The sequence below is a fragment of the Streptococcus sp. HMSC034B03 genome (genome assembly GCF_001838575.1).
GTDB classification, from domain to species: domain Bacteria; phylum Bacillota; class Bacilli; order Lactobacillales; family Streptococcaceae; genus Streptococcus; species Streptococcus anginosus.
This window is the reverse complement of sequence record NZ_KV837626.1, coordinates 103,308-125,665: the sequence shown is the minus strand read 5'-3', so window position 1 is coordinate 125,665 and position 22,358 is coordinate 103,308. Positions and strand designations below refer to the sequence as shown.

The window sequence follows — 22,358 nt, the reverse complement described above, 5'->3', positions numbered from 1 at the left end:
TGCCGTGCGGACGGTTTGCCGGTTGGTGTGGCGGCAGCCACGCCAACCATTCAACCCCCCGTATCTAACAGGGGGGTACAAATCGACAGGAAACAGTCAAAAAAACATTAGAAAATCCTTTGGTTACAAGGGATTTACAAAATTTCAGCGTATGTCAAATGGGCTTTAAAAGTTGACATACGCCTTTTTGATTGGAGGGATTTTTACTGAATGAACAAACTTGGTTACAGCATTTAAAAGAAAAACGCTTGGCTTATGGACTATCTCAAAACCGTTTAGCTGTTGCGACTGGTATTACAAGGCAGTATCTAAGCGATATTGAAACAGGAAAAGTCAAGCCATCAGAGGATTTACAGCAGTCCCTTTGGGAAGCTCTGGAACGCTTCAATCCCGACGCTCCCCTTGAAATGCTGTTTGATTATGTAAGGATTCGCTTTCCGACAACAGACGTACAGCAGGTGGTCGAAAACATCTTACAACTGAAACTGTCCTATTTTCTTCATGAGGACTATGGTTTCTATTCTTATTCAGAGCATTATGCTTTAGGCGACATATTCGTCCTTTGCTCCCATGAACTGGACAAAGGAGTTCTGGTGGAATTGAAAGGTCGTGGGTGCAGACAATTTGAAAGCTATCTTCTGGCACAACAAAGAAGCTGGTATGAGTTCTTTATGGACGTTTTGGTGGCTGGCGGTGTGATGAAACGCCTTGACCTTGCCATTAACGATAAGACAGGGATTTTGAATATCCCTGTACTCACTGAAAAGTGCCAACAGGAAGAATGTATCTCCGTCTTCCGCAGTTTTAAAAGCTATCGCAGTGGCGAACTGGTACGCAAAGAGGAAAAGGAATGTATGGGAAACACCCTCTATATCGGTTCATTACAAAGTGAAGTTTATTTCTGTATCTATGAAAAGGACTACGAGCAGTACAAGAAAAATGATATTCCCATTGAAGACGCAGAAGTAAAAAACCGTTTTGAGATTCGATTGAAAAATGAGCGTGCCTATTATGCAGTCCGTGATTTACTCGTCTATGACAATCCAGAGCATACCGCCTTTAAAATTATCAATCGGTATATCCGTTTTGTAGATAAAGACGATTCCAAACCTCGTTCTGATTGGAAACTGAATGAAGAATGGGCTTGGTTTATTGGGAACAATCGTGAACGATTAAAACTAACCACAAAACCAGAGCCTTACTCCTTCCAAAGGACGCTGAACTGGCTATCTCATCAAGTTGCCCCGACCTTAAAGGTTGCGATTAAACTTGATGAAATCAACCAGACGCAGGTTGTAAAAGACATTCTCGACCATGCGAAACTGACAGACCGACACAAGCAGATTTTGAAGCAACAGTCAGTAAAAGAACAGGACGTGATAACAACAAAAAAATAACTCAAATACAAATTCATTGAATATAGAGAGGAGAACATTTTTATGAATTTTGGACAAAACCTTTATAACTGGTTTCTATCAAACGCTCAATCACTGGTGCTTTTAGCAATCGTTGTGATTGGCTTGTATCTTGGCTTCAAGCGTGAGTTTAGCAAACTGATTGGCTTTTTAATTATTGCGATTATTGCGGTTGGCTTAGTCTTCAACGCTGCTGGAGTAAAAGACATTTTACTAGAGCTATTCAATCGCATTATTGGTGCTTAAATAAAACCGTTCTTTTGTGGAATATAAGTGGTTTTCTTATGTTCCGCAAAGGAATGGTACACCAAACGAAGTGCGGTAGGGATTTTTGAATCTCTACAAAGAAAGGACGTGAATATATGGACGATATGCAAGTCTATATTGCGAATTTAGGCAAATACAATGAGGGCGAATTGGTCGGTGCGTGGTTTACCTTTCCCATTGACTTTGAGGAAGTCAAAGAGAAAATCGGCTTGAATGATGAATATGAGGAATACGCCATTCATGACTACGAGTTACCCTTTACGGTTGACGAATACACTTCCATTGGCGAACTCAATCGACTATGGGAAATGGTATCGGAATTACCCGAAGAATTACAATCGGAGCTATCTGCTCTGCTCACTCATTTTTCAAGCATTGAAGAACTAAGCGAACATCAAGAGGATATTATCATTCATTCCGATTGTGATGATATGTATGACGTGGCACGCTACTACATTGAAGAAACGGGTGCTTTAGGCGAAGTACCAGCTAGTCTTCAAAACTATATTGATTATCAAGCCTATGGTCGGGATTTAGACCTTTCAGGAACGTTTATCTCAACCAATCATGGGATTTTTGAAATCGTCTATTAAATCTGTCGGTACATTACTACTGGCAGATTTTCTATTTTACGGGGTGGCTCAATCAGCTACCCCTATTTTTTATGAAAGGATTGATTACATGAAGAAAATACGAAGCTATACCAGTATCTGGTCTGTGGAAAAGGTACTGTATTCTATCAATGATTTTAGACTTCCGTTTCCCATAACCTTTACGCAAATGACATGGTTTGTCGTGTCACTCTTTGCAGTGATGATACTTGGCAACTTGCCCCCTCTTTCCATGATAGAGGGAGCATTTCTCAAATACTTTGGGATTCCTGTGGCTTTCACATGGTTTATGTCTACAAAAACTTTTGATGGTAAAAAGCCTTATGGATTTTTGAAGTCTGTCATTGCTTATGCACTGCGACCAAAGCTGACCTATGCAGGAAAAAAAGTAACGCTTGGCAGAAACCAGCCACAAGAAGCCATTACAGCAGTTAGGAGTGAATTTTATGGCATATCCAATTAAATACATTGAAAACAATCTCGTCTGGAATAAAGACGGGGAATGTTATGCTTACTATGAGCTTGTTCCTTACAATTACTCATTTCTAAGTCCAGAACAGAAAATACAAGTGCATGATTCTTTCAGACAGCTTATCGCACAAAATCGTGATGGCAAAATTCATGCTTTACAAATCAGTACAGAATCCAGCATACGTTCTGCACAAGAGCGTTCCAAAAATGAAGTCACTGGCAAGCTCAAAGCGGTTGCCTATGACAAAATCGACCAACAGACAGACGCTTTAATATCCATGATTGGCGAAAATCAAGTGAACTACCGTTTCTTTATCGGCTTTAAGTTGCTTCTCAACGATCAGGAGTTTTCTATGAAAAGTCTTACCGTTGAAGCAAAAAATGCTTTGTCTGATTTTGTCTATGATGTGAACCATAAGCTGATGGGCGATTTTGTTAGTATGAGTAATGATGAAATCCTGCGTTTTCAGAAGATGGAAAAGCTCTTAGAAAATAAAATCTCTCGTCGTTTCAAAATCCGCAGGTTAGATAAGGACGACTTCGGCTATCTGATTGAACACCTTTACGGACAGACAGGCACTGCCTATGAAGAGTATGAGTACCATCTATCAAAGAAAAAGCTGGATAATGAAACGCTGATTAAATACTATGACTTGATTAAGCCTACTCGCTGTTTGGTGGAAGAAAAACAGCGATATTTGAAAATCCAGCAGGAAGATGAAACCGTCTATGTAGCTTACTTTACCATTAACAGCATTGTCGGAGAACTGGACTTCCCGTCCTCTGAAATCTTCTACTACCAGCAACAGCAATTTACATTCCCGATTGATACGTCAATGAATGTGGAAATTGTAGCGAATCGTAAAGCCCTATCTACTGTCCGCAATAAAAAGAAAGAACTGAAAGACTTGGATAACCACGCTTGGCAAAGTGATAATGAAACCAGCTCCAATGTGGCGGAAGCTCTGGAAAGTGTGAATGAGCTGGAAACCAATTTAGACCAAAGCAAGGAATCTATGTACAAGCTGTCTTATGTGGTAAGGGTATCAGCAAATGATCTTGACGAACTCAAACGTCGTTGTAATGAAGTGAAAGATTTTTATGACGATTTAAGCGTAAAACTGGTACGACCATTTGGGGATATGCTCGGCTTACATGAAGAATTTTTACCTGCCAGCAAGCGTTATATGAATGATTATATTCAATACGTGACCTCTGATTTCCTCGCTGGTTTAGGTTTTGGTGCTACTCAAATGCTGGGGGAAAATGAGGGGATTTATGTTGGCTACAGCTTAGATACTGGACGCAATGTCTATCTGAAACCTGCTCTTGCCAGTCAAGGGGTTAAGGGTTCAGTAACCAATGCGTTAGCGTCGGCTTTTGTTGGTTCGCTGGGTGGTGGTAAATCCTTTGCGAATAACCTTATCGTCTATTATGCGGTGCTTTATGGGGCACAAGCAGTGATTGTAGACCCAAAAGCAGAACGTGGCAGATGGAAAGAAACCTTGCCAGAGATTTCCCATGAAATCAATATCGTCACTCTGACTTCTGATGAGAAAAACAAAGGCTTACTTGACCCTTATGTGATTATGAAAAATCCCAAAGATTCTGAATCACTGGCTATTGATATTCTGACATTCCTTACGGGGATTTCCTCTCGTGATGGGGAACGCTTCCCAATCCTTAGAAAAGCCATTCGTGCAGTAACCAATAGTGAAGTACGAGGGTTGATGAAAGTGATTGAGGAATTACGGGTTGAGAATACGCCACTAAGTACCAGTATAGCCGACCATATCGAAAGTTTTACAGACTATGACTTTGCACATTTATTATTCAGTAATGGTTATGTGGAGCAGTCTATCAGCTTAGAAAAACAACTGAACATTATACAGGTTGCGGACTTGGTACTTCCCGACAAGGAAACTTCCTTTGAGGAATATACCACTATGGAGCTTTTATCCGTTGCTATGCTGATTGTCATTAGTACCTTTGCTTTAGACTTTATCCATACAGACCGAAGCATTTTCAAGATTGTAGATTTAGACGAAGCATGGAGCTTTTTACAGGTAGCACAAGGAAAAACACTATCTATGAAGCTGGTTCGGGCTGGTCGTGCTATGAACGCTGGGGTATATTTCGTGACCCAAAATACAGACGACCTCTTAGATGAAAAACTGAAAAATAACCTCGGCTTAAAATTTGCATTTCGTTCCACTGACCTTAACGAGATTAAAAAGACCTTAGCCTTTTTTGGTGTAGACCCAGAGGACGAAAACAATCAGAAGCGATTGCGTGATTTGGAAAACGGGCAATGCCTTATCAGTGATTTATATGGTCGTGTCGGTGTGATACAGTTCCACCCTGTATTTGAAGAACTGCTCCATGCCTTTGATACCAGACCACCTGTGCGAAAAGAGGTGTAAATGTGAAACCATCAATAGTAAACAGAATAAAATCAAACTGGACGCTGAAACGTCTAGGTAAAGTGGCAATGACAGTGGCTTTCACACTTGTGATTGCCATTTTTCTTTTAGCCATGCTGGGAACGGTGGTTCAAGCTGCGGGCTTGGTAGATGATACGGTCAATGTGGCAAATGAATACAGCCGATACCCACTTGAAAACTATCAACTGGATTTTTATGTGGATAATAGCTGGGGCTGGCTTCCGTGGAACTGGTCGGACGGGATTGGAAAACAGGTCATGTATGGACTATATGCCATTACCAATTTTATTTGGACAATCAGTTTGTATGTTTCCAATGCGACAGGTTACTTAGTACAGGAAGCCTATTCCTTAGACTTCATTTCCGCTACAGCAGATTCCATTGGTAAGAATATGCAGACCTTAGCTGGTGTGAGTGCAAACGGATTTTCAACAGAGGGTTTCTATGTTGGATTCCTCTTACTCTTGATTTTGGTTCTTGGGGTTTATGTTGCCTATACGGGACTGATAAAGAGAGAAACCACAAAGGCAATTCATGCCATTATGAATTTTGTGCTGGTGTTTATCCTATCGGCTTCCTTTATTGCCTACGCTCCCGACTACATTAAAAAAATCAATGACTTTTCATCAGACATCAGTAATGCCAGTTTATCACTTGGCACGAAGATTGTCATGCCCCATTCCGATAGTCAAGGCAAGGACAGCGTGGACTTAATCAGAGATAGCCTGTTTTCCATACAGGTTCAGCAACCGTGGCTACTGCTTCAATACAACAGTTCAGACATTGAAAGTATCGGTATTGACCGTGTGGAAAGCCTGCTCACCACCAGCCCAGATTCCAACAATGGCGAAGACAGAGAAAAAATTGTTGCGGAAGAAATTGAAGACAGAAGCAATACCAATCTAACCATTACAAAGACCATTAACCGTTTAGGTACAGTCTTCTTCCTATTTGTCTTCAATATTGGGATTTCCATATTTGTATTCCTATTAACAGGAATCATGATTTTCTCGCAGGTACTTTTTATCATCTATGCTATGTTTCTGCCTGTGAGCTTTATTTTAAGCATGATTCCATCATTTGATGGTATGTCAAAAGGAGCCATAACAAAGCTCTTTAATACCATTTTGACACGAGCTGGAATCACATTGATTATTACGACAGCATTTAGTATTTCAACCATGCTCTATACCTTATCGGCTGGTTATCCGTTCTTTTTGATTGCTTTTCTACAGATTGTGACCTTTGCAGGAATCTACTTCAAGCTGGGCGATTTAATGAGTATGTTTTCTCTACAGAGTAACGATTCTCAAAGTGTGGGAAGTCGTGTGATGAGAAAACCTCGTATGCTTATGCACGCTCACATGCACCGTCTACAGCGGAAACTTGGACGTTCCATGACTACTCTAGGGGCTGGGTCTGCCATTGTTACAGGTAAAAAAGGACAGTCGGGTTCGGGGAGTTCTGCAAGGACACAAGCAGATCACTCCCGACCAGACGGAAAGGAAAAATCAACACTTGGAAAACGTATCGGTCAAACCATCGGTACAGTAGCTGATACCAAAGACAGAATGGTAGACACTGCTAGTGGTTTGAAAGAACAGGTTAAAGATTTGCCGACCAATGCAAGATATGCAGTATATCAAGGAAAATCCAAAGTAAAAGAGAATGTCCGTGATTTAACCAGTAGTATTTCTCAAACCAAAGCGGACAGAGCCAGTGGACGCAAGGAACAGCAGGAACAAAGGCGAAAAACCATTGCGAAGCGTCGCTCTGAAATGGAACAGGTCAAACAGAAAAAACAGCCTGCTTCTTCTGTTCATGAAAGACCGACTACAAGACAAGAACAATATCATGATGAACAGACCTCAAAACAGTCTAATATTCAGACTTCATATAAGGAATCTCAACAAGCCAAACAAGAGCGTCCAGCAGTTAAGTCCGATTTTTCAAGTCCAAAAGTGGAACGCCAAGGCAATACCGTTCAAGAAAAAACCGTTCAAAAGCCAGCAACTTCAACCACTACAGCAGATAGAACTTCACAACGTCCAATCACAAAAGAACGTCCGTCTACTGTTCAAAGAGTACCACTACAAAATACAAGAAGTAGACCACCAATCAAAACCGCCACCATTAAGAAAGTCGGTAAGAAACCATGAAGTTGAAAACTTTAGTGATTGGTGGTTCTGGATTATTCTTGATGGTCTTCTCACTGCTTCTGTTTGTTGCCATTTTATTTTCAGATGAACAGGACAGCGGAATTTCCAATATTCATTATGGAGGTGTGAATGTTTCCGCAGAAGTGCTGGCTCATAAGCCTATGGTAGAAAAATATGCCAAAGAATATGGCGTTGAAGAATATGTCAACATACTTCTTGCGATTATACAGGTGGAATCGGGCGGTACTGCGGAAGATGTTATGCAGTCCTCGGAATCCCTCGGTCTTCCACCTAATTCATTGAGTACAGAAGAATCCATTAAGCAAGGTGTGAAGTATTTCAGTGAATTATTAGCCAGTAGCGAAAGGCTCAGTGTAGATTTAGAATCGGTTATCCAGTCCTACAATTATGGTGGTGGTTTCTTAGGGTATGTGGCTAATCGTGGAAATAAATATACCTTTGAACTGGCTCAAAGTTTCTCAAAAGAGTATTCAGGTGGCGAAAAAGTGTCTTACCCCAATCCCATAGCCATACCTATCAATGGGGGCTGGCGATACAACTATGGCAATATGTTTTATGTGCAACTGGTAACGCAGTATCTTGTCACAACAGAGTTTGATGATGATACGGTACAAGCCATCATGGACGAAGCACTGAAATATGAGGGCTGGCGATACGTTTACGGTGGAGCTTCCCCGACTACTTCTTTTGATTGTAGCGGACTGACACAATGGACGTATGGAAAAGCTGGAATTAACTTACCACGAACCGCACAACAGCAATATGATGTGACCCAGCATATCCCACTATCGGAAGCACAAGCTGGCGATTTGGTTTTCTTTCATTCTACCTATAACGCTGGCTCTTATATTACTCATGTTGGGATATACCTTGGCAATAACCGTATGTTTCATGCAGGCGACCCAATCGGTTATGCCGACTTAACAAGCCCCTACTGGCAACAGCATTTAGTGGGAGCAGGACGAATCAAACAATGAGAAAGGAAGATTTAATGATGAAATTTAGAAAAAATCAGAATAAAGAAAAACAGATACCAAAGGAAAAGAAACCTCGTGTCTACTATAAGGTCAATCCTCATAAAAAGGTTGTGATTGCCTTGTGGGTACTTTTAGGGCTTAGTTTCAGCTTTGCGATATTCAAGCACTTTACAGCTATAGATACTCATACTATTCACGAAACAACTATCATAGAAAAGGAATACGTTGATACTCATCATGTAGAAAATTTTGTAGAGAACTTTGCGAAAGTCTACTATTCATGGGAGCAATCCGATAAGTCCATTGATAATCGAATGGAAAGTCTAAAAGGCTATCTGACAGATGAACTTCAAGCTCTCAATGTTGATACAGTACGCAAAGATATTCCTGTATCGTCTTCTGTAAGAGGATTTCAGATATGGACGGTAGAGCCAACTGGCGACAATGAGTTTAATGTAACCTACAGTGTAGACCAGCTCATTACAGAGGGAGAAAATACAAAGACCGTCCACTCTGCTTATATAGTGAGTGTCTATGTAGATGGTTCTGGAAATATGGTACTGGTTAAGAATCCGACCATTACCAACATACCTAAGAAATCAAGTTATAAATCAAAAGCCATTGAAAGTGAGGGGACGGTTGATTCCATTACAACCAATGAAATCAATGAGTTTTTAACGACGTTCTTCAAGCTCTATCCTACAGCGACAGCCAGTGAACTTTCCTACTATGTGAATGACGGGATATTAAAACCAATCGGAAAAGAGTACATCTTTCAAGAACTGGTAAATCCTATTCACAATCGTAAGGATAATCAAGTCACGGTATCGCTGACAGTGGAGTATATCGACCAGCAGACCAAAGCAACGCAGGTATCTCAATTTGATTTGGTACTTGAAAAGAACGGGAGTAATTGGAAGATTATAGAATAACAAATATTGGTACATTATTACAGCTATTTTGTAATCACGTACTCTCTTTGATAAAAAATTGGAGATTCCTTTACAAATATGCTCTTACGTGCTATTATTTAAGTATCTATTTAAAAGGAGTTAATAAATATGCGGCAAGGTATTCTTAAATAAACTGTCAATTTGATAGTGGGAACAAATAATTGGATGTCCTTTTTTAGGAGGGCTTAGTTTTTTGTACCCAGTTTAAGAATACCTTTATCATGTGATTCTAAAGTATCCGGAGAATATCTGTATGCTTTGTATGCCTATGGTTATGCATAAAAATCCCAGTGATAAGAGTATTTATCACTGGGATTTTTATGCCCTTTTGGGCTTTTGAATGGAGGAAAATCACATGAAAATTATTAATATTGGAGTTTTAGCTCATGTTGATGCGGGAAAAACTACCTTAACAGAAAGCTTATTATATAACAGTGGAGCGATTACAGAATTAGGAAGCGTGGACAGAGGTACAACGAAAACGGATAATACGCTTTTAGAACGTCAGAGAGGAATTACAATTCAGACGGCGATAACCTCTTTTCAGTGGAAAAATACTAAGATAAACATCATAGACACGCCAGGACATATGGATTTTTTAGCAGAAGTATATCGTTCATTATCAGTATTAGATGGGGCAATTCTACTGATTTCTGCAAAAGATGGCGTACAAGCACAAACTCGTATATTGTTTCATGCACTTAGGAAAATAGGTATTCCCACAATCTTTTTTATCAATAAGATTGACCAAAATGGAATTGATTTATCAACGGTTTATCAGGATATTAAAGAGAAACTTTCTGCGGAAATTGTAATCAAACAGAAGGTAGAACTGCATCCTAATATGCGTGTAATGAACTTTACCGAATCTGAACAATGGGATATGGTAATAGAAGGAAATGATTACCTTTTGGAGAAATATACGTCTGGGAAATTATTGGAAGCATTAGAACTCGAACAAGAGGAAAGCATAAGATTTCATAATTGTTCCCTGTTCCCTGTTTATCACGGAAGTGCAAAAAACAATATAGGGATTGATAACCTTATAGAAGTGATTACGAATAAATTTTATTCATCAACACATCGAGGTCAGTCTGAACTTTGCGGAAAAGTTTTCAAAATTGAGTATTCGGAAAAAAGACAGCGTCTTGCATATATACGTCTTTATAGTGGCGTACTGCATTTGCGAGATTCGGTTAGAATATCGGAAAAGGAAAAAATAAAAATTACAGAAATGTATACTTCAATAAATGGTGAATTATGTAAAATCGATAAGGCTTATTCCGGGGAAATTGTTATTTTGCAGAATGAGTTTTTGAAGTTAAATAGTGTTCTTGGAGATACAAAGCTATTGCCACAGAGAGAGAGAATTGAAAATCCCCTCCCTCTGCTGCAAACGACTGTTGAACCGAGCAAACCTCAACAAAGGGAAATGTTACTTGATGCACTTTTAGAAATCTCCGACAGTGACCCGCTTCTGCGATATTATGTGGATTCTGCGACACATGAAATCATACTTTCTTTCTTAGGGAAAGTACAAATGGAAGTGACTTGTGCTCTGCTGCAAGAAAAGTATCATGTGGAGATAGAAATAAAAGAGCCTACAGTCATTTATATGGAAAGACCGTTAAAAAAAGCAGAGTATACCATTCACATCGAAGTTCCACCGAATCCTTTCTGGGCTTCCATTGGTCTATCTGTAGCACAGCTTCCATTAGGGAGCGGAGTACAGTATGAGAGCTCGGTTTCTCTTGGATACTTAAATCAATCGTTTCAAAATGCAGTTATGGAGGGGATACGCTATGGCTGTGAACAAGGATTGTATGGTTGGAATGTGACGGACTGTAAAATCTGTTTTAAGTATGGCTTATACTATAGCCCTGTTAGTACCCCAGCAGATTTTCGGATGCTTGCTCCTATTGTATTGGAACAAGTCTTAAAAAAAGCTGGAACAGAATTGTTAGAGCCATATCTTAGTTTTAAAATTTATGCGCCACAGGAATATCTTTCACGAGCATACAACGATGCTCCTAAATATTGTGCGAACATCGTAGACACTCAATTGAAAAATAATGAGGTCATTCTTAGTGGAGAAATCCCTGCTCGGTGTATTCAAGAATATCGTAGTGATTTAACTTTCTTTACAAATGGACGTAGTGTTTGTTTAACAGAGTTAAAAGGGTACCATGTTACTACCGGTGAACCTGTTTGCCAGCCCCGTCGTCCAAATAGTCGGATAGATAAAGTACGATATATGTTCAATAAAATAACTTAGTGTATTTTATGTTGTTATATAAATATGGTTTCTTGTTAAATAAGATGAAATATTTTTTAATAAAGATTTGAATTAAAGTGTAAAGGAGGAGATAGTTATTATAAACTACAAGTGGATATTGTGTCCTGTATGTGGAAATAAAACACGATTAAAGATAAGGGAAGATACTGAATTAAAAAAATTCCCCCTCTATTGTCCGAAATGCAGACAAGAAAATTTAATTGAAATAAAGCAGTTCAAAGTAACTGTGATTACAGAGCCAGACGCAAAGACGCAGAGCCGATAAAATGAGATTAATACAATCTCATTTTATCGGCTCTTTCCGTTATGTATGGATTCTTTTAATTAGTCTTCGATGTTTCTTGCTTCGTTGATACCGCTGGCTAAAGATTCCATTAAGGATAGTTCTTTGTCTGTAAAGCTATCCATGTATTTCTCTATCTGTAATCGTCGGGTGCTTTTTACCAAGTTATTAGCAGGTAAGAAAAATTCATCAACGGAAACATGAAGTAACGATACAAGGTCATAAAGAACTTGTATGCTGGGGTGTTGCCCTTTATTTTCAATATTAGTTAAGTACCGTGGGTCAATTTCAATCAATGCTCCCACTTGTTCACGAGTTAAACCTCGTTTCAATCGAGCTTCTTTAATGGCTAAACCAAAGGCTCTAAAATCATATTTATCTTCTTTTTTACGCATAGTAGACCACCTCTATACATTTTATTGTCCCTACTGAATTAAAAACAGGTATAGAAAAACGTGTTATATGGTTTATAGGTTTATATTTAATAAAAAGCACTACTAAACGCCAATAAAAAAAACCGTTATATGGTAGTGCTATTTACGCTGTTAAAATATTGTATATTACTTCCAAATGGCGGTTTGTTGGAGGTCAACGTCGCCATGAAGTACATCATATACAATAAATTTCCTTACATTGGGTTCTTGTCAAAAAAAGTCGTCTATCTGCAATAGATAAGTACGTCCACCAATGTGGTTTTATAAATCATATAGATAGAATAACAGAAGCATGTAAACAGAGAAATAAATCTGTTTATATGCTTTTTTGGCTATTCAGAACTTTTTTACAAAGTTTATTTATCAGTAATGCAACAAATCCCCCTTTCACATTGGGACTAAGAGTGAAAGGAGATAAACGAGCAAGGCTCACTTCCTTTCCTAGACAGAAAGGGGGTGAGAAACATGAAACCATCTTCTTTTCAGACCACAATAGAAAATCAGTTTGACTATATCTGTAAACGTGCTATGGAAGACGAGCGAAAGAATTATATGCTTTATCTTTCAAGGATTGCAAAGCGTGAGGTGTCCTTTTCGGATGTTGGCGATTATCTTGTTAGCCAGTTTGCGACAACAGATAACTATTCAACTGACTTTCAGATTTTTACACTCAATGGGTTATCAGTAGGCGTTGAAAATGATTTGTTGAGTGAAGCATTACGTGAGTTGCCAGACAAGAAACGTGAAATTCTACTGCTGTTTTACTTTATGGACATGAGCGATTCAGAAATTGCAGACCTGTTGAAATTGAACCGTTCTACTGTCTATCGGCATAGAACCAGTGGACTAGCCTTAATTAAAAAGTTTATGGAGGAATTTGAAGAATGAAAACACAATATCCTATGATTCCCTTTCCTCTCATTGTAAAGGCAACAGATGGCGATACCGAAGCGATTAACCAGATTCTACATCATTACAGAGGGTACATAACGAAGCGTTCCCTACGACTTATGAAAGATGAATATGGCAATCAAAGTATGGTCGTTGATGAAGTCTTACGTGGAAGAATGGAAACCAGACTGATTACAAAGATTTTGTCATTTGAAATTAAGTAATATCCTCTCTCCTTTCGTGGAAGCGTGCTAAACCATTCCACGCTTCCCGAACAGGGAGGTTTGTTATTCCACCAAAGCATATTGAGCTTTCAATGTGTTTTGATAGGCTAACGAGCCATTGTTCTTTGAAAACTGAATAAAAGTAATCGAATACGTTTCGATAAGAAAAGAGCCAACGGAACTAACCGCCATGACCTATCTTATAAAGATAGCGAGCGATTCATGTTAGTGATCCGAGAAGCAATCTTTAGCAGGATTGCCTGCAACGACATTCTTATCGTGATAATGATACTCCCATACAGTCAATAGTCCGAGCGTGATAAAACCGTCGCAGGCAATGAGTATGGCTACATGAGAACCATGCAGGGGTGGAACTCCCGTGAGCTTTGCTAAAGCTGTTCGATTGCTGGTAAAACAACTTTTATGAAATCCAAATAAGTGATTTGGAAAGGAGGATTTTATGAAGCAGACTGACATTCCTATTTGGGAACGTTATACCCTAACCATTGAAGAAGCGTCAAAATATTTTCGTATTGGCGAAAACAAGCTACGACGCTTGGCAGAGGAAAATAAAAATGCAAATTGGCTGATTATGAATGGCAATCGTATTCAGATTAAACGAAAACAATTTGAAAAAATTATAGATACATTGGACGCAATCTAGCGTCGCCAAAGGGTCTTGTATATGATAAAATAGTATTAAGTCGTATCAAGGCTCTTTCCATAAAGGAAAGGAGCAAATGCCATGTCAGAAAAAAGACGTGACAATAAAGGTCGAATCTTAAAGACTGGAGAGAGCCAACGAAAAGACGGAAGATACTTATACAAATATATAGATTCATTTGGAGAACCGCAATTTGTTTACTCGTGGAAACTTGTGGCTACAGACCGAGTACCAGCAGGAAAGCGTGATTGTATCTCACTTAGAGAGAAAATCGCAGAGTTACAGAAAGACATTCATGATGGTATTGATGTTGTAGGAAAGAAAATGACACTCTGCCAGCTTTACGCAAAACAGAACGCTCAAAGACCAAAGGTTAGAAAAAACACTGAAACTGGACGCAAATATCTTATGGATATTTTGAAGAAAGACAAGTTAGGTGTAAGAAGTATTGACAGTATTAAGCCATCAGACGCTAAAGAATGGGCTATTAGAATGAGTGAAAATGGTTATGCTTATCAAACCATCAATAACTACAAACGTTCTTTAAAGGCTTCATTCTATATTGCTATACAAGATGATTGTGTTCGGAAGAATCCATTTGACTTTCAACTGAAAGCAGTTCTTGATGATGATACTGTCCCTAAGACCGTACTAACAGAAGAACAGGAAGAAAAACTGTTAGCCTTTGCAAAAGCTGATAAAACCTACAGCAAAAATTATGATGAAATTCTGATACTCTTAAAAACAGGTCTTCGTATTTCAGAGTTTGGTGGTTTGACACTTCCAGATTTAGATTTTGAGAATCGTCTTGTCAATATAGACCATCAGCTATTGAGAGATACTGAAATTGGGTACTACATTGAAACACCAAAGACCAAAAGTGGCGAACGTCAAGTTCCTATGGTTGAAGAAGCCTATCAAGCATTTAAGCGAGTGTTAGCGAATCGAAAGAATGATAAGCGTGTTGAGATTGATGGATATAGTGATTTCCTCTTTCTTAATAGAAAGAACTATCCAAAAGTGGCAAGTGATTACAACGGCATGATGAAAGGTCTTGTTAAGAAATACAATAAGTATAACGAGGATAAATTGCCACACATCACTCCACATAGTTTGCGACATACATTCTGTACCAACTATGCAAATGCAGGAATGAATCCAAAGGCATTACAGTACATTATGGGACATGCTAATATAGCCATGACGCTGAACTATTACGCACATGCAACATTCGATTCTGCAATGGCAGAAATGAAACGCTTGAATAAAGAGAAGCAACAGGAGCGTCTTGTTGCTTAGTAGTACAAATGAATTTACTACTTATTTACCACTTCTGACAGCTAAGACATGAGGAAATATGCAAAGAAACGTGAAGTATCTTCCTACAGTAAAAATACTCGAAAGCACATAGAATAAGGCTTTACGAGCATTTAAGAAAATATAAAAAGATAATTAGAAATTTATACTTTGTTTCTAATGAAAAATTTAACGATTTTTCCGTCCATTTGCTGATTTTGCTCTTTATGCTTTCCGAATTTTATCTTTTTGGTAAGCAGCTCGCGCTCCACCAATTAGCTTCGGACGACTGGCAAGCGCAGTCACATGCGCTTCTCCTAGTTCTCGTAAAATTGGTCGTACTGGAATTTGGACGTGCTTAATATGCATACCAATTGCTGTATCTCCGATATCCATCCCTGCTTGAGCCGTAATAAATTCCACTTCAACTGGATTATTCATATATTTAAATGCAGCCAATTGACCGCTTCCACCGGCATGCAGAGTCGGTAGGACGTTGACAATTTCTAGGTTTCGTTTTTGCGCCAATTCTTTCTCCACAACCAAGGCTCGATTAACATGTTCGCAGCCTTGAACAGCTAAGTAAAGACCACGCTCGGATAACAACTCCAGCATAGTTTTTACAATAACTTCTCCCACTTCTTGGCTGGAATTTTTTCCAATATGTCCTCCAATCACCTCACTGGAAGACAAGCCCAGTACAAAAATATCACCGGAAGAAAGAGCTGATTTTTCTAAAACATCTGTTAAAATGATTTGTGTTTGTTTTTTCAATTCTTGTAAATCCATGATCTCACCTCGTTTTAATTGTATTATAAATGATTTTTATTGTTTTTACAAACTGAAATTCTTAAAAGTAAAAAGGGCACAGCGCCCTTTATTCACTTTATTTTTTCAAAACATCTACTAACAGTTTATTTAAGATTGCCCCGACGACCATTCCCAAGGTATTTTGGCAAAAGTTAGGAAATATTTCTGGAAAAGCTGCTCCCCAACCGTGCATGATTGCGGAAGCAAAAGCATAGCCTCCTACCATAACAAGCGTCGCCAATACTAAACCAAGATAGCGGCTTTTCCCTTTAAAACCAGCAAAATAGCCTTGCAATCCATGGAAGAACAAGCTAAAAAACATCCACTGTGGATAACCCGAAATCAAATCAATAAGAAATCCGGCTAAACCGCCAACAATTGCTCCTTCTTTTCTGCCAAAATAAAAGGCGGTAAAGAAAATTCCTGCGTCAAGAAAAGTTAAAATTCCTGTTGGTGTTGGAATTTTTAAATAATAACCCAAAACAACTGTCAATGCAGCAATCATGGACAAAAGAACAAGTTTATATGTCTGATTTTTTTTCATATTGAACAACTCCATATTGATCTGAATGTTGGATAGCTTGATAAACAAATTTTTTTGAAATTTGAACAGCTTCAAAAGTTGATTTTCCTAGTAATAGCTGACTGGCAATGCTGGAAGCAAAGGTGCAACCCGCTCCGGTATTATTTTTGTCTAAAACAGGCGATTCCAAAATTTTAAATTGTTCTCCGTCATAGTAAACATCAATTGCTTTTTGAGTATCTAAGCGATTTCCTCCTTTGATAACAACGGATTTAGCCCCCAAAGAATAGAGATGTCTAGCCGCTTCTTTGACATCCTCCAATGTTCGCAACTCTTTTTGATCCAAGAGTTCAGCTTCTGGTAAATTAGGCGTGATAATGTTTGTATAAGGAAAAAACTTGATGAGCTCATCTCGAAGTGCTGAGACCTCGACATCATGGGTTTCCTTGCAAACTAAGACAGGGTCTAACACAACAGGAGCCTCTGCATGAGCTTTCACAAAATCTAAAGCCAAATCTGCCACTTCTACATTGGGCAGAAGCCCCAATTTAATGGCTGAGAAAGGTACATCCTTGAGAGAATTGAGCTGCTGAGCAAAGACGGTCGTGTCTACAGGAATAACCTCAAAACCTTGCTCTGTCATAGCGGTCAAGCAAGTCACCGCCACAAAACCATGCAGTTGGTTGACCGTGTAGGTTGCTAAATCAGCATGCAGTCCGCCTCCACTAAAAATATCATTCCCTGATATAGCTAAAATAAAGTTATTCTTCATATCGTATCTCCTTTAGATAAAGTCCGTTTGGTGCTGCTGTTGGTCCAGCCAAATGACGATTTTTCTCTGTTAAAATTCTATCAATCTGCTCAACTGGCATTCGACCGTTGCCGATCTTCAGCAACGTTCCGACCATATTGCGAATTTGCTTATATAAAAATCCATTGCCAGAAAAAGTAAAAATCAGAAAATTACGTTTCTCATCAAAGTCTAAGCGTGCTTCTGTAATCGTCCGAACTTTATTTTCCACACTAGTCCCTGAAGCTGTGAAACCCGTAAAATCGTGAGTTCCTTCGAGCTTTGCAATAGCATTTTTTATTAAAGAAATGTCCAAAGGATAAGGAAAATGCGTTGCATAATGGCGCATCATAGGATTTTTAGGGCGTCCAACATCTACTATAAATTCATAGATCTTACTATGTTTCCAATATCTAGAATGAAAATCCTCATTTACTTCTTCTACGCTGATAAAATCAATGTCTTCCGGTGTTTGCGTATCGAGTGCAAAACGCAGCTTTTCTTCGTCTCTTTTTTGCGGCAAATCAAAATGAATAACCTGCCCAAGCGCATGAACACCGCTGTCTGTGCGTCCAGCTCCATGAACGATGACAGGCTTTCCTCTATTGATTTTAGTTAAAGTCTTTTCAATCTCTTCTTGGACGCTGCGAGCATGAGGTTGCCGCTGAAAACCAGCAAAATCATGACCGTCATAAGAAATAATCGCTTTATATCGTGTCATGTGTTTATTGTAACAAGAAAAAAAGCCCCTCGCAAGACTGTAAAAACAAAACTGTCTGGGTACAGATTGGACTTGACAAGACTGACAAAAGACTATACACTTAATTAGCTAAAGAGGAGCTAAATGGCAGAAGATATTAGTTACACAAACGGGCATCAACGCTTTCGCTATCGAGCAGCCGCTATCATTATTGAAGAGGGAGCTATTTGCTTCATGAGCAGTCCTTCCGAAGACTATCATTACTCCGTTGGTGGAGCTGTTCAATTTGGCGAAACAACCGAAGAAGCTGTTCTTCGAGAGGTTTTATAGAAGAAACTGGACAGCAATATGAAATTGACCGCTTGGTCTGCTTTCACGAAAATTTCTTTTCAAATTCAAACGGTGTCTTCAGAGGGTTAGATTGCCATGAAATTTGCCTATACTATCTTATGAAACCAAAAGGAAAACAATTCCAAAGTCAAATAGAGGACGAAACAGTTCACTGGATTCCTATTCAAGAATTAGAAAACCACAGGGTATTTCCAACCTTCATTCCATAAATTTTAAAAGGATTAGATATGGGAATACAGCATATCATTACAAAAAATGGAGAACAGAAAAACTGATCCCCATTTATTTTATTCTCCTTCAAAGGCATCTTTCATTTTATCAAAGAAGCCTTTCTTTTTAGGAGTAACGGTTATATTTCCAGCAGCAGCGAACTCTTTCAACGCTGCTTTTTGTTTGTCATTAAGTCCTGTCGGTGTTACAACATTGACTGTGACATACTGGTCTCCCATACTGCCGCCACGAAGGCTCGGTGCTCCCTTTCCACGCAGGCGGAAGCGTTTGCCAGTTTGTGTTCCTTCTGGAATGGTTAATTCCACATCACCGTGAACGGTTGGTATTTCCACGCTGTCACCTAAAGCTGCTTGAACGAAATTGAGATTGAGCTTATAATAAATGGTTGATCCATCCCGTTCAAACTTGTCACTTGATTCCACCTGAACGACGACATATAGATCTCCGTACGGTCCACCGTTGAAACCGGCCTCCCCTTGACCAGACAAGCGAACTTGTTGACCAGTTTCAACACCTGCAGGGATTTTTACATGAACGCTATGAGCTTGTTTTTCATGCCCTGTTCCATGACAGGTTTGACAAGGATCTTTGATTTCTTGTCCGCGCCCATGGCAGACATCACAAGTGACTTGACGGCGCATCATGCCAAGTGGAGTTTGTGTGTCCACATTGATGACACCAGATCCGTGACAACGGCTACAAGTTATTGGACTAGTTCCTGGTTTCGCACCCGAACCGTGACAAGTATGGCAAGTCGCCTCACGATTGTATTTAATTTCTTTATCTGTACCAAAAATCGCTTCTTCAAACTTAAGGTTGACCCGATATTGCAGATCATCCCCTTGACGAGGTGCGTTGGGATTGCGACTTGCACCACCTCCACCAAAGAAGCTAGAGAAAATATCTTCAAAGCCACCAAAGCTAGAACCGTCAAAGCCACCAAAACCGCCAGCTCCACCGCCGAAGCCTCCATTAGCACCCGCAGCACCATATTGGTCATAGGCTGCCCGTTTTTGCTCATCACTCAAGGTTTCATAAGCCTCTTGGACTTCTTTGTATTTCTCTTCAGCACCCGGTTCTTTATTGATATCTGGATGATATTTTTTTGATAATTTCCGATAGGCTTTCTTAATCTCATCCTGAGATGCGTTTTTTGAAACGCCTAAACGGTCGTAAAATTCTGTATTGTTCATAATATAAGATACAAAGGGCGTTAAGCGGGCACAGCCAAAATAGGAGTTTTGACGAAGAATCCAGAGTTTCTAGGAAAAACTATCTTTTTGGCACAGTCCGTAGCCCGTGTTCAGTTACGAACACTTTCCTTTCGTTTTAATTTAACAGAACGAACTTTTTTAGGGCAGGTTCAATTCTAAGATTCCATTATCCAAAAACAGAGGTTGGTTTATCAACCCCTGAATTTATCTGTTACAAATCGGCTACAAGTAAGATTGAGCAAGCATTAAATTATAATCCGCAATCGTTCTTGCCAAGATGTGACAAAGGAGGTTTTAGGATTTTCCTGAGGTACTCCTATCTCATCGTTACAACGGGAGAAGACAAAGACGATTTTTTCTTTGTTTTCGAGCTACTAAGCCGCCTAGCTCGACCGCCTTATAGTGGCAAGCGTTAGCAGATGAGCTACTTAGAGTAGCCATTTTGCTTCGGCGTCTTATTTCTCAGTAAACTCACCGTCTACGACATCATCACCTTTGTTGTCGCCTGTATTTGTTTGGCTTGCACCTTCTGCTCCTGCTTGAGCTTGTTGGGCTGCAGCTGCTTGTTCGTAAAGTTTCACAGCGAGAGCTTGCGCTTTTTCATTGAGTGTTTCAAGTTTTGATTTCATGTCATCCAAGTTGTTGTTGTCTTGGGCTTTTTTCAATTCATCAAGAGCAACTTGAGCAGCGTCACGTTCTGCATCAAAGCCTTTGCCTTCTGTTTCTTTGATAGTCTTTTCAGTCGCAAAGATAGCTTGATCTACTTCGTTGCGAAGATCTACTTCTTCTTTACGTTTTTTATCTGCTTCGGCGTTTGCTTCTGCATCTTTCATCATGCGGTCAATTTCTTCATCTGTCAAACCTGAGTTCGATTGGATAACGATATGTTGTTCTTTTTGCGTACCAAGGTCTTTAGCCTTAACAGACACGATACCGTTTTTGTCAATATCAAATGTTACTTCAATTTGAGGGATACCACGAGGTGCAGCAGGAATGTCTGTCAATTGGAAACGTCCAAGTGTCTTGTTATCTGCTGCCATTGGGCGTTCACCTTGAAGAACATGGATATCCACAGCTGGTTGGTTATCTGCAGCTGTTGAGAAGACTTGTGATTTAGAAGTTGGGATAGTTGTGTTGCGGTCAATAAGTTTTGTAAATACACCACCCATAGTTTCGATACCAAGTGACAACGGTGTTACGTCCAAAAGGACAACGTCTTTAACATCACCAGTAATCACACCACCTTGGATAGCAGCACCCATAGCAACCACTTCGTCAGGGTTTACAGATTTGTTTGGTTCTTTACCAGTTTCAGCTTTTACTGCTTCCACAACGGCTGGGATACGTGTTGAACCACCAACAAGAATAACTTCATCAATTTCTGACAAGCTAAGACCAGCGTCAGACAATGCACGACGAACAGGTTCTTTTGTGCGATCCACAAGCTCACGAGTCAAGTCATCAAATTTCGCACGTGTCAAGGTCATTTCTAAGTGGAGAGGTCCAGCTTCTCCCGCAGTGATGAATGGCAAGCTGATTTGAGTAGAAGTTACACCAGAAAGGTCTTTCTTAGCTTTTTCAGCCGCATCTTTCAAACGTTGAAGAGCCATCTTGTCAGTTGACAAGTCAATACCATTTTCTTTCTTGAACTCAGCTACCATATGGTCAATAATCTTTTGGTCAAAGTCGTCACCACCGAGTTTGTTGTCCCCTGCAGTTGCTAATACATCAAATACACCGTCGCCTAATTCAAGGATTGACACGTCAAATGTACCACCACCAAGGTCAAATACAAGGATTTTTTCTTCTTTATCTGTCTTGTCCAAACCATAAGCAAGGGCTGCTGCTGTTGGTTCGTTGACAATCCGTTCTACTTCAAGACCAGCAATTTTACCAGCATCTTTAGTTGCTTGACGTTGCGCATCGTTGAAGTAAGCAGGAACTGTGATAACTGCCTTAGTTACTTTTTCACCAAGGTAATCTTCAGCATAGCCTTTCAAATATTGAAGAATCATAGCTGAGATTTCTTGTGGAGTATACTCTTTTCCATTTGCTGAAACTTTTTCAGAAGTTCCCATTTTTGATTTAATGGAGATAATCGTATCAGGATTTGTCACTGCTTGACGTTTTGCTGCGTCACCAACGATGATTTCACCGTTTTTGAAAGACACAACTGACGGTGTTGTACGGTTACCTTCTGGATTTGCGATAATTTTGCTTTCAGTTCCTTCAAGAACTGCAACTGCTGAATTTGTTGTACCTAAGTCAATACCAATAATTTTGCTCATTATTTTTTCCCCTTTATTTAGAATTTCTTTTTTGATACTCTTCTT

The 22,358-nt window shown here is 39.4% G+C and carries 23 protein-coding genes and 3 pseudogenes; 17 read left to right on the top strand and 9 right to left on the bottom strand.

Annotated features, from left to right (window positions below; genetic code table 11):
• Positions 1-15: 15 nt before the first annotated feature.
• The 12 genes and pseudogenes from HMPREF2634_RS09665 to HMPREF2634_RS09655 all read left to right on the top strand — a co-directional run bounded on the left by HMPREF2634_RS09665 (position 16) and on the right by HMPREF2634_RS09655 (position 11,879).
• Positions 16-169: pseudogene (locus HMPREF2634_RS09665) on the top strand (conjugal transfer protein).
• Positions 170-191: 22 nt separating this feature from the next.
• The gene (gene mobT / locus HMPREF2634_RS02680) at positions 192-1,397 is read left to right on the top strand and encodes a MobT family relaxase (protein WP_000398284.1); all 1,206 of its coding nucleotides are present in this window, start codon (positions 192-194) and stop codon (positions 1,395-1,397) included.
• Positions 1,398-1,439: 42 nt separating this feature from the next.
• Positions 1,440-1,661, top strand: a complete 222-nt coding sequence (locus HMPREF2634_RS02675; RefSeq protein ID WP_001009056.1) for a hypothetical protein — start codon at positions 1,440-1,442, stop codon at positions 1,659-1,661.
• Positions 1,662-1,777: 116 nt separating this feature from the next.
• Complete coding sequence (locus HMPREF2634_RS02670; RefSeq protein ID WP_000342539.1) at positions 1,778-2,275, top strand: antirestriction protein ArdA; 498 nt, start codon at positions 1,778-1,780, stop codon at positions 2,273-2,275.
• 88 nt (positions 2,276-2,363) lie between these two features.
• Positions 2,364-2,756 carry a conjugal transfer protein gene (locus tag HMPREF2634_RS02665; RefSeq protein WP_000723888.1) on the top strand — a complete coding sequence of 131 codons (393 nt, stop codon included), beginning with the start codon at positions 2,364-2,366 and terminating at the stop codon, positions 2,754-2,756.
• Positions 2,740-5,187 carry a conjugal transfer ATPase TcpF gene (locus tag HMPREF2634_RS02660; RefSeq protein ID WP_000331160.1) on the top strand — a complete coding sequence of 816 codons (2,448 nt, stop codon included), beginning with the start codon at positions 2,740-2,742 and terminating at the stop codon, positions 5,185-5,187. Before HMPREF2634_RS02665 ends, HMPREF2634_RS02660 begins: the two co-directional genes overlap by 17 nt.
• A gap of 2 nt (positions 5,188-5,189) precedes the next feature.
• Positions 5,190-7,367 (top strand): CD3337/EF1877 family mobilome membrane protein, encoded by a 2,178-nt coding sequence (locus HMPREF2634_RS02655; protein ID WP_070836259.1) that lies wholly within the window; start codon positions 5,190-5,192, stop codon positions 7,365-7,367.
• Positions 7,364-8,365 (top strand): bifunctional lytic transglycosylase/C40 family peptidase, encoded by a 1,002-nt coding sequence (locus HMPREF2634_RS02650; RefSeq protein WP_000769868.1) that lies wholly within the window; start codon positions 7,364-7,366, stop codon positions 8,363-8,365. The genes HMPREF2634_RS02655 and HMPREF2634_RS02650 overlap by 4 nt, the downstream gene beginning before the upstream one ends.
• Positions 8,362-9,297: a conjugal transfer protein gene (locus tag HMPREF2634_RS02645; RefSeq protein WP_070836257.1), complete on the top strand. Its 936-nt coding sequence runs from the start codon at positions 8,362-8,364 to the stop codon at positions 9,295-9,297. The genes HMPREF2634_RS02650 and HMPREF2634_RS02645 overlap by 4 nt, the downstream gene beginning before the upstream one ends.
• Positions 9,298-9,610: 313 nt before the next feature.
• Positions 9,611-9,658 (top strand): annotated as a pseudogene (locus HMPREF2634_RS10310) (hypothetical protein); the annotation flags it as partial.
• Between the two features lie 15 nt (positions 9,659-9,673).
• Positions 9,674-11,593 (top strand): tetracycline resistance ribosomal protection protein Tet(M), encoded by a 1,920-nt coding sequence (tet(M), locus tag HMPREF2634_RS02640; protein WP_019418832.1) that lies wholly within the window; start codon positions 9,674-9,676, stop codon positions 11,591-11,593.
• A gap of 118 nt (positions 11,594-11,711) precedes the next feature.
• Positions 11,712-11,879: a cysteine-rich KTR domain-containing protein gene (locus tag HMPREF2634_RS09655; RefSeq protein ID WP_000336323.1), complete on the top strand. Its 168-nt coding sequence runs from the start codon at positions 11,712-11,714 to the stop codon at positions 11,877-11,879.
• Between the two features lie 59 nt (positions 11,880-11,938).
• On the opposite strand, the gene HMPREF2634_RS02635 is transcribed toward HMPREF2634_RS09655, so the two are convergent.
• On the bottom strand, positions 11,939-12,292 hold the full coding sequence (locus tag HMPREF2634_RS02635) for a helix-turn-helix transcriptional regulator (protein ID WP_001227347.1): 354 nt from the start codon (positions 12,290-12,292) through the stop codon (positions 11,939-11,941).
• A 504-nt stretch (positions 12,293-12,796) separates the two neighbouring features.
• Between HMPREF2634_RS02635 and HMPREF2634_RS02630 the strand changes: the two genes are divergently transcribed.
• Both HMPREF2634_RS02630 and HMPREF2634_RS02625 read left to right on the top strand, forming a co-directional pair.
• Entirely contained in the window at positions 12,797-13,219 is a 423-nt protein-coding gene (locus tag HMPREF2634_RS02630) for a sigma-70 family RNA polymerase sigma factor (protein ID WP_000804885.1), read from the top strand.
• Entirely contained in the window at positions 13,216-13,446 is a 231-nt protein-coding gene (locus tag HMPREF2634_RS02625; protein ID WP_000857133.1) for a helix-turn-helix domain-containing protein, read from the top strand. The genes HMPREF2634_RS02630 and HMPREF2634_RS02625 overlap by 4 nt, the downstream gene beginning before the upstream one ends.
• A gap of 63 nt (positions 13,447-13,509) precedes the next feature.
• Here the strand turns inward: HMPREF2634_RS02625 and HMPREF2634_RS10150 are convergent, their stop codons facing one another.
• Together HMPREF2634_RS10150 and HMPREF2634_RS10145 are read right to left on the bottom strand one after the other, a co-directional pair.
• Positions 13,510-13,638 (bottom strand): hypothetical protein, encoded by a 129-nt coding sequence (locus tag HMPREF2634_RS10150; RefSeq protein ID WP_000301356.1) that lies wholly within the window; start codon positions 13,636-13,638, stop codon positions 13,510-13,512.
• Between the two features lie 33 nt (positions 13,639-13,671).
• Complete coding sequence (locus HMPREF2634_RS10145) at positions 13,672-13,923, bottom strand: hypothetical protein (protein WP_001845478.1); 252 nt, start codon at positions 13,921-13,923, stop codon at positions 13,672-13,674.
• Here HMPREF2634_RS10145 and HMPREF2634_RS02620 point away from each other — a divergent pair.
• Positions 13,907-14,110 (top strand): excisionase, encoded by a 204-nt coding sequence (locus HMPREF2634_RS02620; protein WP_000814511.1) that lies wholly within the window; start codon positions 13,907-13,909, stop codon positions 14,108-14,110. The two genes, HMPREF2634_RS10145 and HMPREF2634_RS02620, sit on opposite strands and share 17 nt — an antisense overlap.
• Positions 14,111-14,191: 81 nt before the next feature.
• The gene (locus tag HMPREF2634_RS02615; RefSeq protein ID WP_001291561.1) at positions 14,192-15,409 is read left to right on the top strand and encodes a tyrosine-type recombinase/integrase; all 1,218 of its coding nucleotides are present in this window, start codon (positions 14,192-14,194) and stop codon (positions 15,407-15,409) included.
• Positions 15,410-15,631: 222 nt separating this feature from the next.
• On the opposite strand, the gene HMPREF2634_RS02610 is transcribed toward HMPREF2634_RS02615, so the two are convergent.
• The 4 genes from HMPREF2634_RS02610 to truA form a co-directional block, all read right to left on the bottom strand.
• Positions 15,632-16,195 carry a TIGR01440 family protein gene (locus tag HMPREF2634_RS02610; RefSeq protein ID WP_021002033.1) on the bottom strand — a complete coding sequence of 188 codons (564 nt, stop codon included), beginning with the start codon at positions 16,193-16,195 and terminating at the stop codon, positions 15,632-15,634.
• Positions 16,196-16,292: 97 nt separating this feature from the next.
• Complete coding sequence (locus HMPREF2634_RS02605) at positions 16,293-16,760, bottom strand: ECF transporter S component (RefSeq protein WP_021002034.1); 468 nt, start codon at positions 16,758-16,760, stop codon at positions 16,293-16,295.
• Complete coding sequence (locus HMPREF2634_RS02600) at positions 16,738-17,511, bottom strand: bifunctional hydroxymethylpyrimidine kinase/phosphomethylpyrimidine kinase (RefSeq protein WP_021002035.1); 774 nt, start codon at positions 17,509-17,511, stop codon at positions 16,738-16,740. The genes HMPREF2634_RS02605 and HMPREF2634_RS02600 overlap by 23 nt, the downstream gene beginning before the upstream one ends.
• Complete coding sequence (gene truA, locus HMPREF2634_RS02595) at positions 17,501-18,250, bottom strand: tRNA pseudouridine(38-40) synthase TruA (RefSeq protein ID WP_003026196.1); 750 nt, start codon at positions 18,248-18,250, stop codon at positions 17,501-17,503. The genes HMPREF2634_RS02600 and truA overlap by 11 nt, the downstream gene beginning before the upstream one ends.
• Positions 18,251-18,373: 123 nt before the next feature.
• Between truA and HMPREF2634_RS02590 the strand changes: the two are divergent.
• Positions 18,374-18,789, top strand: a pseudogene (locus tag HMPREF2634_RS02590) (NUDIX hydrolase).
• Positions 18,790-18,867: 78 nt separating this feature from the next.
• Here the strand turns inward: HMPREF2634_RS02590 and dnaJ are convergent.
• Together dnaJ and dnaK are read right to left on the bottom strand one after the other, a co-directional pair.
• On the bottom strand, positions 18,868-20,004 hold the full coding sequence (dnaJ, locus tag HMPREF2634_RS02585) for a molecular chaperone DnaJ (protein WP_021002036.1): 1,137 nt from the start codon (positions 20,002-20,004) through the stop codon (positions 18,868-18,870).
• Positions 20,005-20,480: 476 nt separating this feature from the next.
• Positions 20,481-22,313: a molecular chaperone DnaK gene (gene dnaK, locus HMPREF2634_RS02580; RefSeq protein ID WP_021002037.1), complete on the bottom strand. Its 1,833-nt coding sequence runs from the start codon at positions 22,311-22,313 to the stop codon at positions 20,481-20,483.
• Between the last annotated feature and the right edge of the window lie 45 nt (positions 22,314-22,358).